At 35.6% G+C, this 16,362-nt stretch carries 16 protein-coding genes and 1 pseudogene; 3 read left to right on the forward strand and 14 right to left on the reverse strand.

The annotated features are described in order from the left end of the window. Nucleotides 1–27: 27 nt before the first annotated feature. Nucleotides 28–1,245: a hypothetical protein gene (locus tag ABS768_RS01735; protein ID WP_408073217.1), complete on the reverse strand. Its 1,218-nt coding sequence runs from the start codon at nt 1,243–1,245 to the stop codon at nt 28–30. Between the two features lie 177 nt (nt 1,246–1,422). On the opposite strand from ABS768_RS01735, the gene ABS768_RS01740 reads away from it, so the two are divergent. Both ABS768_RS01740 and ABS768_RS01745 read left to right on the forward strand, forming a co-directional pair. After that, nucleotides 1,423–2,709, forward strand: coding sequence for a YWFCY domain-containing protein (locus ABS768_RS01740; protein WP_408073218.1), 1,287 nt, complete (start codon nt 1,423–1,425; stop codon nt 2,707–2,709). A gap of 758 nt (nt 2,710–3,467) precedes the next feature. Then, nucleotides 3,468–6,212 carry an outer membrane beta-barrel protein gene (locus tag ABS768_RS01745; RefSeq protein WP_408073220.1) on the forward strand — a complete coding sequence of 915 codons (2,745 nt, stop codon included), beginning with the start codon at nt 3,468–3,470 and terminating at the stop codon, nt 6,210–6,212. Nucleotides 6,213–6,379: 167 nt separating this feature from the next. On the opposite strand, the gene ABS768_RS01750 is transcribed toward ABS768_RS01745, so the two are convergent. The 11 genes and pseudogenes from ABS768_RS01750 to ABS768_RS01800 all read right to left on the reverse strand — a co-directional run bounded on the left by ABS768_RS01750 (nt 6,380) and on the right by ABS768_RS01800 (nt 12,922). Beyond that, nucleotides 6,380–6,736 carry a hypothetical protein gene (locus ABS768_RS01750; protein WP_408073221.1) on the reverse strand — a complete coding sequence of 119 codons (357 nt, stop codon included), beginning with the start codon at nt 6,734–6,736 and terminating at the stop codon, nt 6,380–6,382. A 142-nt stretch (nt 6,737–6,878) separates the two neighbouring features. Continuing rightward, a complete protein-coding gene (locus tag ABS768_RS01755) occupies nt 6,879–7,535 on the reverse strand; it encodes a hypothetical protein (RefSeq protein WP_408073222.1) in 657 nt (218 codons plus the stop codon). 65 nt (nt 7,536–7,600) lie between these two features. Next, a complete protein-coding gene (locus tag ABS768_RS01760; protein WP_408073223.1) occupies nt 7,601–8,227 on the reverse strand; it encodes a serine hydrolase domain-containing protein in 627 nt (208 codons plus the stop codon). Nucleotides 8,228–8,427: 200 nt separating this feature from the next. Then, complete coding sequence (locus tag ABS768_RS01765; RefSeq protein WP_408073224.1) at nt 8,428–8,799, reverse strand: DCC1-like thiol-disulfide oxidoreductase family protein; 372 nt, start codon at nt 8,797–8,799, stop codon at nt 8,428–8,430. A 37-nt stretch (nt 8,800–8,836) separates the two neighbouring features. Beyond that, on the reverse strand, nt 8,837–9,763 hold the full coding sequence (locus tag ABS768_RS01770) for a hypothetical protein (protein ID WP_408073226.1): 927 nt from the start codon (nt 9,761–9,763) through the stop codon (nt 8,837–8,839). After that, on the reverse strand, nt 9,720–9,941 hold the full coding sequence (locus ABS768_RS01775) for a hypothetical protein (RefSeq protein WP_408073227.1): 222 nt from the start codon (nt 9,939–9,941) through the stop codon (nt 9,720–9,722). The genes ABS768_RS01770 and ABS768_RS01775 overlap by 44 nt, the downstream gene beginning before the upstream one ends. Before the next feature lie 340 nt (nt 9,942–10,281). After that, a complete protein-coding gene (locus ABS768_RS01780) occupies nt 10,282–10,461 on the reverse strand; it encodes a hypothetical protein (RefSeq protein ID WP_408073229.1) in 180 nt (59 codons plus the stop codon). 101 nt (nt 10,462–10,562) lie between these two features. Further along, a complete protein-coding gene (locus tag ABS768_RS01785) occupies nt 10,563–10,949 on the reverse strand; it encodes a hypothetical protein (protein WP_408073230.1) in 387 nt (128 codons plus the stop codon). Nucleotides 10,950–11,072: 123 nt separating this feature from the next. Then, nucleotides 11,073–11,426 (reverse strand): hypothetical protein, encoded by a 354-nt coding sequence (locus tag ABS768_RS01790; protein WP_408073231.1) that lies wholly within the window; start codon nt 11,424–11,426, stop codon nt 11,073–11,075. An 86-nt stretch (nt 11,427–11,512) separates the two neighbouring features. Next, nucleotides 11,513–11,872, reverse strand: a complete 360-nt coding sequence (locus ABS768_RS01795; RefSeq protein ID WP_408073232.1) for a hypothetical protein — start codon at nt 11,870–11,872, stop codon at nt 11,513–11,515. 384 nt (nt 11,873–12,256) lie between these two features. Continuing rightward, nucleotides 12,257–12,922, reverse strand: a pseudogene (locus tag ABS768_RS01800) (IS6 family transposase). Nucleotides 12,923–12,963: 41 nt separating this feature from the next. On the opposite strand from ABS768_RS01800, the gene ABS768_RS01805 reads away from it, so the two are divergent. Then, entirely contained in the window at nt 12,964–13,179 is a 216-nt protein-coding gene (locus ABS768_RS01805; RefSeq protein WP_408073233.1) for a hypothetical protein, read from the forward strand. A gap of 311 nt (nt 13,180–13,490) precedes the next feature. On the opposite strand, the gene ABS768_RS01810 is transcribed toward ABS768_RS01805, so the two are convergent. Both ABS768_RS01810 and ABS768_RS01815 read right to left on the reverse strand, forming a co-directional pair. Further along, nucleotides 13,491–15,422, reverse strand: a complete 1,932-nt coding sequence (locus ABS768_RS01810) for an OmpA family protein (protein ID WP_408073234.1) — start codon at nt 15,420–15,422, stop codon at nt 13,491–13,493. 12 nt (nt 15,423–15,434) lie between these two features. After that, on the reverse strand, nt 15,435–16,355 hold the full coding sequence (locus ABS768_RS01815) for a PorP/SprF family type IX secretion system membrane protein (RefSeq protein ID WP_408073235.1): 921 nt from the start codon (nt 16,353–16,355) through the stop codon (nt 15,435–15,437). Between the last annotated feature and the right edge of the window lie 7 nt (nt 16,356–16,362).

Consider the following 16,362-nt stretch of genomic DNA (forward strand, 5'->3'; position numbering starts at 1 on the left):
GATGGGGTGCCTGAATCAATTACTGATCTACAAAAAGTTTCTTTCTTTCATTACAGGTATTAGTTCCCGAAAACAGCTTTGACTGAAATCATTAGCCTCCCAATAATTACTATGGGCTTTCAGGGCGTAAAGTGTGAAAAACTGTGATATAAGATTCATCCGGGTATTGGCCACCTCATACCGCACATTTATAGGTTTGAGGGCATTTTCTTCAAAAGAGTATTGTGCAGGGCCTTCATTAGCCCTGGATCTGAAATTAGACGCCAGTGCATCGGCCATTGAATAGACATTGATCCATTCCAGCTGCTCGTTCAACATCAGGTTTCTCCCTTTAAAGAATTTAGGAAAGTAAACTTTAATAAAGTCTATCGGACTCCCTATAGTTATAAGCCCTTTGAGATGCTGTTTAAGACGAACTGAAGGTTTAACACCGTAAGGGAAAATATAGTCCAGACAAATCAGTGTGCCGAAACTGTAACTATGGAAATAAAGTTCAGTCTTGCTACCTTCTTCATTTATGATTTGTTCGATAAGCAGATCCAACTGTCCGTGAATTGCCTGTTTTGTAGCGCCTTTCTCCAGGTAATCAGAGGCACTTACAAATTCACAAGCCAGGGATACTATCTTTTCATTAACCCCTGGCATCAGTAAAATCAGCAGGGCTGTAAGGTTAGTAAACAGTGTGAGCCAGTATTTCAAAATTTCTAAATTCAAGCACAATTCATCTGCTAGGGATTTTAAAAAGTAGTTCTTTTCTAATAAGGTAAGTACAACTGCAATAGCTATAGGCAGGAGGATCAGTATACCAAGGGATACTATAAAAAATAATAAAAACAGATAGAGCACCTGTCCACGAAAGCGATGGCGATACCCTACGTTTTTTCCAACATAAAACAGCCGGAAGAGCATCAATGGAAATTTTGAACATACACCCAGAAAAAGTAACAGCGTTTTTTTAAGGGTATTTTTTGTCCTGAAATTGCGTGTCAGCAGACCGGCATAAGAGTATTCATAAAACTTGTATATCACTTTAGTCTTTTCTCCCTTTAACTCCGTGACCACTATTCTATTGCAGGAAAGGTGGAGCTCAGTATCAAATTCGAACCTTTCGAGATGCAGCTGATAGGAAGCAATATGCTCAGGATTGTCAAAATCATACTCACGGGCAAAACGTCGAACATATTTCTCGGCAGATTCCTTTGTAAAGGCATCACCTAAACCCGATAAATAGACACCTATTTTCATAAGCTGCTAATTTTAAGACTGTTCCATGTAAATTTAATACATTTATCATTTACTTTTTTATTTTTATCTATTTTACCCTTTTCAGTCATCCTGGAAATCAGGGGGCAAATTTCCCTATGATTGCCCAAATCTGCTGCTATCCCTACCTTCGTTTATCAAAGTAATTCTCTGATTAGTATGAACACGGGAGAAAACGAGCAGGCATTGCGCAAGATTCTGGACATGACCCGGCTGATCGGCCTTCTGCTGCTTTTTTTGCATTTCTACTACGAATGCTATGGTTTTTTCAGTCACTGCTGGCTGTACAGTGAATTCACCAACAGGATACTGGGCAATATTCAAGCAACAGGATTGTACGGGTGGTTTCATAAGCCAAAACTCATTGCCCTGGGCTTTTTATGCATATCCCTTTTGGGGGTCAAAGGCCGCAAGGACGAAAAACTGAAAGCGAAGCAGGCACTCTGGCATATCAGTATCGGATTGGTACTGTATTTCGGGGCCGTGGCAGTGATAGTTTTGAGCTTTGGCAATATGGCTAAGGCTTTGGTATACATGACGGTTTGTACTCTTGATTTTCTGCTGGTGTTATCGGGGGGCATGCGGCTCGCGCGCATCATTACCAGTAAACTGGATGGCAGGGACATTTTTAATGCCCTGAACGAGACCTTCCCGCAGGAAGAGCGGCTATTGGAAAACGAATATTCTATCAACCTTCCCTCCCGCTACCGCCTCAGGGACAAGGTACGCAGCAGTTGGATCAACATCATCAACCCCTTTCGTGCACTTATGTTGCTGGGGACACCCGGCTCAGGCAAATCGTATTTTGTCATCCGCCATGTCATTACCCAGCATATCGCCAAGGGGTTTACCATGTTCGTATATGATTTTAAATTTGATGACCTCTCGCGTATTGCTTATAATGCCCGGCTCAGGAACAGGGACAAATACCCGGTACCCTCACGGTTTTATGTGATCAATTTCGATGACCTGAGCCGCTCCCACCGCTGCAATCCGCTGGACCCCTCTTACATGACCGATATTACCGATGCGGCGGAATCGGCACGTACCATACTGATGGGGCTGAACCGGGAGTGGATCAAAAAGCAGGGCGATTTCTTTGTGGAGTCGCCGATCAATTTCCTTACCGCCGTGATCTGGTACCTGCGCAAATACAGGGACGGGCAGTTCTGTACTCTGCCCCATGTCATCGAGCTGATGCAGGTGGACTACAACAGCCTATTTACCCTGCTGCGTACAGAAAAGGAAATTGAGGTGCTGATCAACCCTTTTGTCAACGCCTACCTAAACGATGTCATGGAGCAGTTGGAGGGGCAGATTGCCTCGGCCAAGATTGCTCTGGCACGGCTGTCCTCCCCACAATTGTATTATGTGCTGTCGGGCAATGATTTTCTGCTGGACATCAACAATCCCGACGATCCCAAGAATCTATTAGTTAGTTTTTAAAATAAAAATAAAATTTGCAAAATTATTTTTGGCAATTGAAAATATGGACATATATTAGCGATTATAACATTATTGCTGGAATACAAACCATAATTTTAGCACTTGTTTGCACACCTTACATTTATCTTTAAAATAGTATTTAAACATTTCTAACCAAAATTCATAGGTTCTCCCTGTGGATTGGATGTAATTTAAGTGATCGTGCACATGTTAAATTTATCGGTTATTAGAAAATTTAAATATTATGATAAAGTTTTTTTTCCCGCTACTTTGCATTTTTAGCCCTTTGCTTTTTCTATTTATAATGAAAGGTTTACATATTTTACACGTCCTGCCGGAGGATAATGATCTTATTTTTGATACGTATAAATCGAGAAAGCACGAATACATAAAAAAATGGTGGGCAAAAAAACGAAGTTTTCTACTGATACGAAATACAATATTTATACTCCCAAAACTCATGAAGGAAGGAGTTTATTTTTGGTAAAATATAATAGTACTTGAATAATCTCTAGTCTTTAAATCTGCAGTAAACTGTCTTGGCAGGGTTCATTCCGTACTTTAAATCTGTAATCATAAATGAATTAAATTTAGTTTACCTGTTAAAATGTGAACCTCCCCTAAAATAGTCTAAAGAATATACTACTACAAATAGTGCAAATCAGCTTTACTGAGTTTAATAATAAGCACTAAGCTTTATTAACCCGAATGAATTCAACAATTAAAGTATTAATCCTCCTAAAACGAATAAGAGCTCAATGAAGTTTTATTTTTATATTCTGACATTCCTATTTTTTTCCGGTTATGTGTATGGGCAACGTATTCTCGTAAGAGGCACAATAAAGGACAGTAGCGGTGTGGCAATAGAATCAGCAAAAATAACACTATCATACGCAAAGGACTCAATGCTCATAGAATCAGCAAAAAGCAACTTAAGAGGCGAATGGAATCTTGCAATTCAACCTGTTAAATTGCCATTATCTCTAAGTATTTCACACGATCTTTATGATAATTATACTCAAAATATTGATAGTCTAACCGATAACGTAAATTTGGGTACAATTCAACTTAAGAACAGGTCATTCTTCCTTGACGAGGTTGTTATTACATCAAGCATATCACCTATCACAGTGAAAAATGACACCATTGAGTTTAACGCCTCCTCTTTCAAAGGTAATAAAAATGAAAATCTAACGGCACTATTAAAAAAGCTTCCAGGGATTGAAATTGATAATCAAAACACTATCATTTTCAACGGTAAGAAAGTGAATGAAATTCTTGTCGACGGCAAAACTTTTTTTGACAGCGATGGAACAATCGCCCTACAGAATCTACCAGCTGATATTATTGATAAAATACAGCTCAGTGATACGAAGACAGAAGCGGAAAAAATATCCGGAGAAAGAGGATCTGGAGAAAATATAAGTATTAACCTGACCATAAAAAAAAATAAAAACAACGGCTATTTCGGAAAACTCCTTGGCGGATATGGTTCGGAAAAACGATATGAGAGTAACGGCGCAATAAACTACTTTAGAGAAAAGCAAAAAATAAGCCTTTTCGGATCGTTTAACAATATTAACTCTGGGTATCACTCAGATCCCATTTTTGACACGATGGGACGCAGCATATATTCAACAGGAACAAATTCGGGAATAACTGAAAACAAATCTTTTGGAATAAGCTATATGGATTCCTTGAATAAGAATGATGATTTAACATTAAATTACCAGACCTCAGATAACTCTTCAACCAATAAAACAGAAAGTCGTAAAACTACTCTTATCCCGGGACAGAACAATACGAATAATGACCTCCAAAACAACAGCTACATAAGCGAATCCTCTGGAAACACTGATTATATAAATAAAAATCATAATTTGAGCGCTATTATTAAAATACGTCCGGGTGATAACGCTTTGCTATCACTGTCTCCTAATATTGGCATTGGATCTGATACCAACAGTTCCATTAAAAGACAAAAGACCTTCAATAAGGAGCATAACGAGCTTATAAATGAAAGTAATTCCTTTCAGGTGAATACAGGAAAAAACTTTTTTTTTAGCAATCGCAGCTACTACTACAAGAAATTAGACAATAAGGGAAGAGCAATCAGTGGCACACTGAATAATGATAATAGGTCTGATGAAAACAACACTTTGTATGAATCAACTGCCATCATATATGCCATGGACGGAAATGGAACCGGATATGAGACAAGAAATCAGAAGAGAGAAAACCAAACAACTAACAATCAGTACCATAGTAATATAAACTATTTTCAACCTATAGGTGATTCTCTAAACCTAAAAATAACTATAGATTACAGTTCAAAAATATCACGAAACAGCAAGCAAGTATATGACTATAATACCGCTCAGAACAATTACACCGTTTTAAATGACAGCCTTTCAAATAGCCTTAAATCTATAATAAATACCCTATCACCTATTATAGGTGCAGAACTTAAACAGAAAAAAACTTCGGGAAGTCTGGAGCTCGGCAGTTCATTCGTTACGCTGAATAATAAAGTTACATCTGTAGGGGAGACTCACAGCTTAATTAAAAAGTATGTACTTCCCATAATACAATTTAATTTCGTACAACGTATTTCTGACTCCAAGAGTCTTTCCCTACGCTACCGACTTAACACCGTATTCCCAAACACATTGCAACTTCTTCCTATTCCCGATTTCGGAAATACATTATATACAGTAATTGGCAACCCTAATCTAGATCCCACGCAAACCAATACTGTAAATTTGGCTTATAGAAATTATGACTTTGTCCGAAAAACAGGATACAGTCTATATACGACAGCATACTTTAATAAAAATCAGATAATTAACTATACCGAAATAGACCTAAACGGTAGACAAACCACTACTTACAAAAATGTTTCAGGCTCTTACCATACATCCATAAATTTCAACTGGAATAAATATATAAAAGCGGGCTTTCATAGTTACAAGTTTGATTTTGGTTTAAACTACAGTTTCGGAAGACAAAAGAGTTTTACCAACGGAAAACTACTGGAATCGTATAATAATAATATTTCACCAAGTATGATATTGATTTATGACATTGGAACAAAAGCTTCTTTTACAGCAGGTTACAAACCTAATTTCCAGTGGCAAAACTACAACTTACCTGAATTCAGTAGTAATGCAAATATCAATCAAAGGATTTTTTTACAAACAACTTCCTACTGGCCGCGAAACCTCATTATAGGAAATGATATAGCATATAGCTACACCACCAGGGTATCGCAAAGATTTCAAAAGGGATTTTATCTATGGAATACAAGTATCGGCTACCAACTCTTTAATGGAAAGGTTTTACTTAAAATGAAAGCTTATGATCTTCTAAATCAGAATATAGGAACACAAAGAACAATTACAGCAACTGAAATAACCGACCAAAGCAACACTATCCTAAAGCGGTTTTTCCTGTTCAGCTTAGTCATTAATATCGAGAAGTTCGGGCTTGAAAATAACAAATAGCATTATACTTCCCTGGTATTTTTCCAGCATTTGATTTTGCCTGATTAAGTTTATTTAAGGTGCATTAGCTTAATCCAGGTCATAATTAATGTATTTACAGTAATAAATCTGATCTTTATATTTACATAAGCAAGGGTGCAAGACAATTTACCTGCACCCATTTGAGTCTAGTAATACTTGGCTAGTATGTAATCAAGCGTTTCTTCCGGAGATGGAGATGGAGTTGCATCCTTCTTATCACAGTCACATGGTTGTGTTTCACTGGTAATCGTTGTTTCAAAACGCTTTACAGAAGGTATTGCTATTGCGAGCTTTACAGTGTGGTAGTACGTTTTCAAATCTCTTGAGGTAGCTGCCATCATTAGGTCAACATCCTCAAGAGTGAACTTTGAACCGTCAATAATAAGGTAATTACCGTCTGGCTGCTTTTCTAAAACACCCGAGTTAAAACTGTCTGTTTTACCTGCAAATGAAAAAAGTGTCACACTTAAAACGCAAACTGCAGGAACAATGAATTTTTTCATAAAAATTAATTTAATGGTTAATAAATATTATATAATAATTCTAGAATTCAGTAATAAAAGGAGTATATATGATTAATTATACTTCTGAAAGAGATGACTCATCACCTTTTCACTTGTTCGTGAAGGGGAAGAATCTTTTTTATCATAACAATAACTTCATTAAGGCTTTTCTTCTGTTTCCTCCTCTTTTATCTTTTATGAAGATTAGCTCCTGCCCTCCCTGAATTATTAAAAGCTCCCTTCCGGAGTTAAATTTTATTCTAATCCCGTCTGAGGCAAATCCAAATTCATTACTGGTATACTGAGCAAGCGGAAAGGCCATCTGATCGGTGGCTTGGGCAAATAGTCTCCCGTCTTCGACAAAAATATGGATGTCCATTGGAAAATCATCTGCACTGTATAGCCCCTCATAGGGCTTTAGATCCTCAGGAGCAGCATAGTAATTTACATAGTCCGGGATTTCATAACTTTTAATATAGATTGTGCTGAGTACTGCACCAAGGTATTCACTCGTTGGCAAGACGGCAACATTCAATATTATTGTAACGGTCAAACCATCAATAGGGTTGATTGCTGTTATAGTTTTTGTTCCTACTGTAGCACCGCTATGGCCATAAAAGGTCTTATCATAAAAATAAAATTTCTCCAACCATCTCCCCTGTGTACCTTCGGATGGTTTCATAAGTTCTACACCGTTGCTATTAATTAGTTTCATCTCGAAGAGCGCATTCATAATTTTATTTAAGTCTCCGCTGTCAGAGACTACATCGCCAACACCAGTCATATTAGGAAAGTACATGTCAATGATTTCTTCCCAGAAACCGTAATACTGATAGGCCTGGAAAACATCACACCTATCGTCTGCTACATCAATAGATCTTGTTTGTCTAACCCAAGTGGCTCAGTGATATAATCAGACAGAGCCTCTTTATAACTCATTTTTCTTTCCTGTTCTACTATTTTTGCAAGTAAATAATAACCGGAATTAGAATACAGGACATCTTCTCCCGATTCAAAAAGAGTTCCCTGCCGCTGAATCTCTTGCATTATTTCATTATCGGAAACAGGTTCTCTTAGCCAATAAAAAGATGTATCATTCTTTACAACAAAATCATTCAACCCGCTTGTATGGCTCAAAAGATTATCAATCGATATATTCGACGCATTTGGGATTTTCGGAAAATATTTTTCTATTTTATCCTCAAGACTAATTTGCTGCTCTTCTATTAGTTGCAATACCAAAATTGAAGTTAAAACCTTGGTCACCGAACCTATCTGATAAATGTTAGGTTCCTTTTCAATATATGCTCCGCTGGTTCCAAACTTCCTGTAATAGTAGACACTATCTTTCACTGCTATGCTGATCTCACCAAGCCCCTTATTAGTAGAAACTATAGTATCGAAATACGTATCAAGCTTATTCACGTCAAAATGTTGTGCAACAGCTGATAGTGGAATAAAAAAAACAATAGCGACAATAAGTTTGTACATAATAACATTGTTTTGTGAACAGGTTAAACATAAATCAAATTCTCCTAAATTACATAGTAATTATGAATCAATTTAACATAGTAAATAAACTTAAGCCTAACTATACTGTTAATTATTGAATAAATTAAAGAAATCAAGCCGGCGTAAGCCGGCTAATAACTTAAATATTAATAGAGAAAATAAAACCAGTCACTATACTGCTACCTTATACTACAATTATCGTCACAATGAATAGGAAGTATATTTCTTTTAAGCGCCAGTTCATTGTAAAGGTATTCGCCGGCTCCGGATATCTTCAGAAGCCAAAAAACAGGCAGTACCGTCCAAAACAAAGGCAATCGAAAAATAACTCTGTAGATAGTACTGAATCCATAGCGCCATTTCCCTTTAGTCTTCGAAGCCATTTGCTTAAACGCCCTGTCTTTATCAAGCGTAATATCCTGATAACCATTCCGTAAGGGTAAACATCGTATTAGCGAAAACCAGTCAAAAATTTTTACAATCTTGGTAAATCGCTTACAATTAGGACACCAGTTGTCATAAAGAATTATTAATTTATCATTACTTTTCATACATAAAGAATAATTAAGAAAGACTATAGCTAAGAACCTAAGCCAATGCTACTTTTTTTTCATCATTGAAATAGTAATTAGCTATATTCCAGGTTATCAATATTGCTGAAAAGAAATAGAGATTTAAAACCAAGGCTATACCCAAATGCAGTGATATGGTAAGACATAGCCAGATCATTCTGGTTCTTCTTATGTTAATAAACAGCGGATATAACATTTCCACCAATATGGTAAACCATCCGGCTAAAACAAATATCCACGGATAATTCCCCAAGGAATCAAAATTAAGGTGAAAATCATTCGGAAAACCCGGAAGGTGGATTGCTTTCCATACAGATTCACCGTTTCGCCAGTTATAACCAGTAATCTTCTCGAATCCTGATACAAAGTAAGCAATACAGATATGTATTTGGAATAATCTCCTGAATGGAGTCAGGTTAGATTTCTCTTTAATTTTCCAGAAATAATTTCTAATAGAAAAATAGTCATCAGAGGGAAAAAGAGCTATATACATAAGGGACATGCTCGTAAAAAAGTCAGCTCCATAACAGAAATAAAAACTTGACTTCATTAGCGAAACCTGTAAGAATACTAATAAAATTGCCGCTATTCTGGAAAAAAAGCCTACTATGATTAAGATGCATAGCAAAATATAGGTAACTTGAAAAATGGTAACGCTCAATCCTTCTGATTTAGTGTATAGTGTAATGAAATCAATAATTTCATTATAGAAAACTATTTTACTATACATCTGCACACTATGAATATCGGCAGGTATTAGGGAATTCATTCCGAAAAGCAGGTCAAAATCTCCAAGAACCGCTAAAAAATGGCCCAGTATTATAAACCCTATGGTGACTCTAAAAAATACAAGGAATTCGTGATTTGTAACAGAATTTCCGAAAAAAAAGTTTGATATATTAAAGCTTCTTGGTGTAGCTTTCAAGTTTAATAATTTCAGCATTGGTATTAGGATATTGTTCTAGGTATGGATAATGAAAAAGGTAAAGGTTAGTTACAACGGAATCCGCATTGGTTAATCTGGCCTCGTTGTCTGTCATTCGTCTCAGTATCATCGTCATAAATTTAGACCGGGTCTCACTAACTTTTGCACTATCCTGTGCAGCAGTTATTTTTTCCATAAACACATTATTTAGGTGCGTATATCTAAGAGATCCCTCCCGAGTCTTAAACCTTGTAGTAGGTAACACCACTTTTCGTTCGTTATTACTATAAATCTGGTGTGTTACTATACAGTCACTGGACACATTCGGGGAAAAAAAGCCATAACCTGTGTTGAGTCCGGTATATTCTAAGATTAATCTATAACCGGGTATGTTATCTATATAACTTAAGGTTTTTAAAATTGTGGGATTGGGCTCTTTATCATAAAAGCTGGTGTGACTACTATAAGAGGTACTAAATGAAGTACATACACAGGCAAACAATATTATAAAAATCATCGCTGCTTTTATAATATCTTTAATATTTTTTAAGTATGGCTTTAATCTTCTCTTCATCTTCTTTTGTAATTACTTGATTTTTAGTAGTTGTTGTTACTTGTTTAAACTTATTCTCACCTAGGGTTGTCTTTACATACTTAAATCCAGTCTCATCCTCAACTGAAACTGAACTGAGCTCCCTGAACTCATCTTCATTCATATTCATAATTTTAGACAGTCCGATGTTGCCAGAATTACAACCAAAAAGTACAGTAGGAATAAAACTTAATAACAATAGTTTTTTTTTAGTTAACATAGGTCTTAGTTATATTTTGAAATTATTTCCTGAAGGGTTTCATCCATTTCTGGTTCAGGATTACCGCTGTCCTTCTTGTCACAACCGCAATCGTGCTCAATCTTATATATTACTGATTCAAAGACATTTTTTACGAAGGAAGACTTTATGACTCTAATCGTTATCCAGGAACTCTGTCCCTTAAACTCCTGAGTCGAGGCGATTAAAAAATCCTGATCTTCAACTGCTATTTTACTGCCGTCAATAATCAGGTAATTACCATCGGGCATAAGCTTAAGAACTGTATCTTCACTTCTCTTGGATTGAAACGAAAATAATGTAAGTGATATAATAACAACCAAAGGCATTACAATTCGTTTGCCTATTCCAAGTTTACTTTTTAAATATTTCATTAGCAATATTTTTTTCTGATTATTAATCTAACCACAGTCATAATGATTGAATTTAAGTCTATGAATCTCAATTTATACTTATATAAACAAGGGTGCAGTTAAGTTACCTGCACCCTATAGACTCTAGTAGTACTTAGCTAATATGTAATCAAGAGCTTCTTCCGGAGCCGGAGATGGAGTTGTATCCTTGTCACAATCACATGGTTGTGTTTCTTTATTTAGAAGTGAATCTACAGTATCCTTTGAAATTTTTGATTTCCAAAATTTTATAAAGTTCCACCCTGATTTCTTATCTTTGGATGTAACTGACTGCATAAGATCAATATCTTCAACGGTAAATTTCGAACCGTCAATAATAAGGTAATTACCGTCAGGTTGCTTTTCTAAAATACCCGAGTTAAAACTGTCTGTTTTTTCAGTAAATGAAAAAAGCGTCACGCTTAAAACACAAACTGCAGGAATAATGAATTTTTTCATAAAAAAAATTAATTTAATGATTAATAAATAGTATATATAATTCTAGAATTCAATTGAGAAAGAAGTATCCATGATTAGTTGTACTTCTAAAGGAGGTAATTCATAACCTCTTCACTTGATGGTAAGGGGGAAGAATCTTTTTTATCACAATCACTAAGACCTACATCTTCATGAAGTTCGTGCTTAGCAGGGTCAACAATTGGTCCTAGAGTGTTAATTTTATTCTTAAAAACTATATTTATTTTCACCTTACACCAGCTGGTCTGCTCATTATAGGCAGCAGTCGTCTCCAGAATCAGCTTGGCATCTTCAAATGAAATTTTGGAATCATCCAAAATAAGATAATTGCCATTGGGCTGAAGCTCAAAAATAGTTTCTGTTTTATTTGTAAATGCTAATAAAGTAACCGCGAGGGCACACATAGAAGGAAGTAGCATCTTTTTCATAATATTTGATTTTTCTTTTTCAGGTACAATCTTAAATACACACCATTACAGTCATAACTACAGCGCACGCCGCACTATGATTTTGAAAAATCTTTAATATTAATAAAGAGCATGTAAGGTGTGATCTTCATGTACAAATCTAATTTAAAACCAAAACAACTAGATATATTTACATTTTTTTTAAGAAATTTTTAACAATATATTTAACGAATAATTTATAAAAATCTAATAAATAAATACTCAATTGTTTTTAAAAGATCTTCATACCAAAAAGCGGACTTGTAAATGAGACAATTTCAGGTTTGAGAAAAATAAAATAATACTATGATTAAAGGGTTTTGTCGCATTTGTTTTTAAAATCAAAGAAATTTGAGCTCTATAACTTTATGTTGCCAGTTTACAGAATGATTTGAACATAGTTATCCCAGGATTAATCATCTGATTTTTTCTCAACATATGTATAACCTCAATTCCACTCAATGTTCGTTTTGCTGATTCAAAACTCTTGAAGTCTAAACTATTTGCTACTCTCCATTTGATGAAACGATGATCCTGCTCCACAATATTATTTAAATACTTACATTTTCGAATCCTGATCTTCGAGAGCGATCGTTTGTTGTACACTTTGATTGCTCCAGTATTTGAGCCACTTTTATCAATGTTGATTACTCTTGGTTTACAATTATTAGTAATTGCTTTAATTAAAAAAGATTGTGCATTCATTCTTTGTCTTCTCCTAGTCAAAAGAAAATCAACTGTATTACCTGATTTGTCAACTGCTCTATACAGGTAACACCAAACACCTTTGACTTTAATATATGTTTCATCCATTCTCCAACTAGTTTCTACTCTACATTTTCTCTTATTCATTTGCAACTCGATAAATGGTGTAAACTTATACACCCAACGCTGAATTGTTGCATGGTCAACCTGAACACCACGCATCTTCATTATCTCTTAAACATCACGATAGCTCAGGGTAAACCTAAGCTTAAAATATACAGCCTGAAGAATAATCGATTTTGGATAGCAGTGACCTTTGGTATTCATGAAATAAAGATTTTAAAAACTAAGGTAAGACAAATATGTAGATGCGACAGAACCAATGGAATGTGATTAGTGATAATGGTACAGACGACTCACCTGCTACCGATATAGACCTTGATTTACTATTCACAGCGTATGCCCCACATAAACTGGAACAACTGGGACATAACTACCATATTTTAAACCGTACCAAAGAAAGGATTGAACTTATAAATGAAGATACAGAGCATCCATCCAGAATAGTTTTGTTTCGTACATAACTGGAATACAAATTATTAAATCAGTAATTTTCTAGTTTCTAATTACTTATAACAATTAGAAAAACCGCCTCTTTTATGTAAAAAAATATTTTACATTTGCAATCTAACCAGCCACCTTGTACTGATATATATCTGTTAATCTAACAAATGGTTTATTTGTGATGTTTGTCGATATTTGGATTAAAACTGTATCCCTATTGTACCTTATTACCTTGAAAATCAATGATACAAAGACTTACTAATTTCTGTATCGGAAAATGATGTGTTTTCTGAATAGCATCAGTTAATTAGCACTTAAATATTTTACTATACTACATCTTTAATATGATAAACTCAGACCTCCTGTTCATTTCATGCTGAACAGCAGTACAAGGCACTCCATTGGAACAGCCATTGATTAGCTGAGTTTCTCCATAACCAATGGCGCTCTCAATACGCTCGGGAGTTATACCTTGTGAGATTATATAATCTCTGGTTGCTTTAGCCCTTCGGTCTGAGAGTTGAAGGTTATATTCATCCCTACCTCGGGAATCTGTATGTGATTCAATTTTAATCACCATATCCGGATATTCATTCATCAACAGCACAACCTTATTTAGCTCTATGGTTGCATCATTCCTTATATACGAATTGTCAAGATCAAAATATATAATACCGATCTTGATTTTAAGCAATCCGTTTTCCTTTACTATTAATTCATGGCTAATACCTAACGGAACTACGGTTTCACCTGTGGTACTGCCCGTAATTACAGATTTATTAGTTGTTTTATATCCTTGCTTAGCGGCTTCAACAAAATAACCTGTACTACAGCCTATTACAGTAGAAAATATATATTCACCGTTCATTTTGGTAACTGCACGGTCTTTTTCAACACCATTATCATCGTAAAGAACTACGGTTGCGCCTGCTATCCTTTCATCTGTAAGTTCTTCGGAAACTGTTCCTTTAATAACCTGTTTGCAAACTATTGGAGTTCTTTCAAACGAATAAATATCATCATCCCCTTTACCTGATTTCCTGTTACTGCAAACAAAACCTTTATTAGTTTCTTCATTCACTATATAGGCAAAATCGTCCATACTACTGTTAAGCGGAGCTCCTAAATTAATTGGTTTTTGAAAAACACCATCTGTAATAATGGTTTCAAACACATCAAGCCCTCCCAGGCCTAAGTAACCGTCTGTAGCAAAATATAATGCCCTGTCTGTAACATAAGGAAACATTTCCCTACCTGTAGTATTAATGGTTTCTCCAAGATTTTTAGGCTGACCATAATTTCCATCCTCTAAAATATCTACAACAAAAATATCGGTTTCTCCTATTGTTCCCGGCATATCTGAAACAAAGTATAGCTTAGTACCATCTTTACTCACTGCCGGCTGCCCTACTGAATAATTATCACTATTAAACGGTAGTTCTTTTATATCGCCCCATTTTATTTTTCCGTCTTTTTCTTCAGCTGTAGCCGAGTATAATTTTAAATGATTTACACCATTTCCGTCTTTTTTCAGTTTACCTTCATAATTATTACGGGTAAAATAAATTGTTTTCTCATCAGGTGAAAAAGCCACACAGGCTTCATGATATTTGGTATTGATATCTTTTGAAAATTTTTCCAGAAAAGTCACATCGGTCTGAACCGGATTAATTCTGCCTATATGCAGGTTAAGAAAAGGCTGATTGTTCCAGCCATACTTCCTTGTGTGAAAATAAGAAGAATCTGTAGCAGTGGCATAAATAAGCCTGTCCATATAATACATAGGGGCAAAATCAGAATATACAGAATTTATAGAAAGATTTTGAAGGGTAAACTGAGGCTCAAGGGCTAATAGGTCATCAATTGTAACATCACTTTGTAAAAAATGCTTTGCTCTTGTGTCATTTGTACCCTGTTCGGCAAACTTTTTCATCCATTTTTTTGCCAAAGGATAATTTTGTATTCCTTCTAATGTTTGTGCATATCGAAACAGGTATTTAGGAGAAACCTCATTAGGATATTCAGCCACTAATTGCGCATACCATTTATTAGCTTCCTGCATTTGGGTGTTAAAGTAATAGGAATCTCCTGCCCTTTCAAGTGTCATACGTGAGGTATCTCCTTTTTTAATAGCATTTTCATAACCTTTACCTGCTTCTACATACCACATTTTATCAAACAATGCATCAGCATTTTTATTACCTGTTTGTGCCATGCTTGTAAAGGCTCCTAAAATAATGATTAGTGTAACTATTTTTTTCATGATAAAATCCTATTAAAAAAATCTTGGTGATTTCAATCCTTCCTCTCGCGACTTAAGTTCAAATCGTATCATAATTTCGTGACTCCCCGAGGTAAAATCCCTAAGCTCGGTAGTAGTATAATCATAGGCATAGCCAATTAATAGAGATCTTGTTAACTGAAAACCTACAAGGCCGCTTACCGAATCGCCCGTTCTATAAGATGCTCCTATTCTGAACCTGTCATAAAACATAAAGTTTGCCGATAAGTCGGCCACAACTGGAGCTCCTGATACATATTTGAGTAAAAACGCCGGCTTAAACCTTGTATTTGGTGAAAGATCAAAAACAAGCCCTCCTATAAGATAAAAATGTATACGCTCGTCTGCCAGTCCTTCTTTTACCCCATCATACCTTTCATCTACCAAAAAGTTTGGCACCGATAATCCTAAGTAACTTTTGTCTCCATGAAAATATACACCCGCTCCTATTGAAGGTAAAAAACGGTTAACCACATTAGCCTGATACTGCACATCATTATCACTTTGCCTTGTTCCTTTTGTCCAGTCAATATTCAATATGCGTCCCCCGCCATTTACACCAAATGATAATCTCATTGTTTCGGAAGTCTGTATGGTATAGGAGAAATTTGCATTTAACCATTGCTCTTCCGAAGGCCCTATACTTTCATTAAGGAAAGACAACCCTAATCCTACATTCTTACCAACAGGAGAGTCCATACTTAATGTTTGGGTTACCGGAGCTCCGTCAATACCAACCCATTGTGATCTATATATCCCCGTAACGTTAAAATGCCCTAAAGAACCTGCATAAGCAGGATTGACGCTTAATGTATTATACATGTATTGGGTATACTGAGGATCCTGCTGGCCAAAAGCCTGTGCAGCAATAAACAGTATAAATAGTATGAGTATTTGTCTTATTTTGTAAATCATAATCTAC

Source organism: Flavobacterium rhizophilum (assembly GCF_046000485.1).
Taxonomy (GTDB): Bacteria; Bacteroidota; Bacteroidia; order Flavobacteriales; family Flavobacteriaceae; genus Flavobacterium; species Flavobacterium rhizophilum.

Bases quoted from the DNA above. Each gene is read 5' to 3' on its own strand.
- ABS768_RS01760 (WP_408073223.1), bottom strand. From the start codon at position 8,227: ATGTACAAACTTATTGTCGCTATTGTTTTTTTTATTCCACTATCAGCT.
- ABS768_RS01785 (WP_408073230.1), bottom strand. From the start codon at position 10,949: ATGAAATATTTAAAAAGTAAACTTGGAATAGGCAAACGAATTGTAATG.
- ABS768_RS01810 (WP_408073234.1), bottom strand. From the start codon at position 15,422: ATGAAAAAAATAGTTACACTAATCATTATTTTAGGAGCCTTTACAAGC.
- ABS768_RS01750 (WP_408073221.1), bottom strand. From the start codon at position 6,736: ATGAAAAAATTCATTGTTCCTGCAGTTTGCGTTTTAAGTGTGACACTT.
- ABS768_RS01770 (WP_408073226.1), bottom strand. From the start codon at position 9,763: ATGCTGAAATTATTAAACTTGAAAGCTACACCAAGAAGCTTTAATATA.
- ABS768_RS01740 (WP_408073218.1), top strand. From the start codon at position 1,423: ATGAACACGGGAGAAAACGAGCAGGCATTGCGCAAGATTCTGGACATG.
- ABS768_RS01745 (WP_408073220.1), top strand. From the start codon at position 3,468: ATGAAGTTTTATTTTTATATTCTGACATTCCTATTTTTTTCCGGTTAT.
- ABS768_RS01780 (WP_408073229.1), bottom strand. From the start codon at position 10,461: ATGAATGAAGATGAGTTCAGGGAGCTCAGTTCAGTTTCAGTTGAGGAT.
- ABS768_RS01755 (WP_408073222.1), bottom strand. From the start codon at position 7,535: ATGTACTTTCCTAATATGACTGGTGTTGGCGATGTAGTCTCTGACAGC.
- ABS768_RS01790 (WP_408073231.1), bottom strand. From the start codon at position 11,426: ATGAAAAAATTCATTATTCCTGCAGTTTGTGTTTTAAGCGTGACGCTT.
- ABS768_RS01815 (WP_408073235.1), bottom strand. From the start codon at position 16,355: ATGATTTACAAAATAAGACAAATACTCATACTATTTATACTGTTTATT.
- ABS768_RS01735 (WP_408073217.1), bottom strand. From the start codon at position 1,245: ATGAAAATAGGTGTCTATTTATCGGGTTTAGGTGATGCCTTTACAAAG.
- ABS768_RS01795 (WP_408073232.1), bottom strand. From the start codon at position 11,872: ATGAAAAAGATGCTACTTCCTTCTATGTGTGCCCTCGCGGTTACTTTA.
- ABS768_RS01765 (WP_408073224.1), bottom strand. From the start codon at position 8,799: ATGAAAAGTAATGATAAATTAATAATTCTTTATGACAACTGGTGTCCT.
- ABS768_RS01805 (WP_408073233.1), top strand. From the start codon at position 12,964: ATGCGACAGAACCAATGGAATGTGATTAGTGATAATGGTACAGACGAC.
- ABS768_RS01775 (WP_408073227.1), bottom strand. From the start codon at position 9,941: ATGGAAAAAATAACTGCTGCACAGGATAGTGCAAAAGTTAGTGAGACC.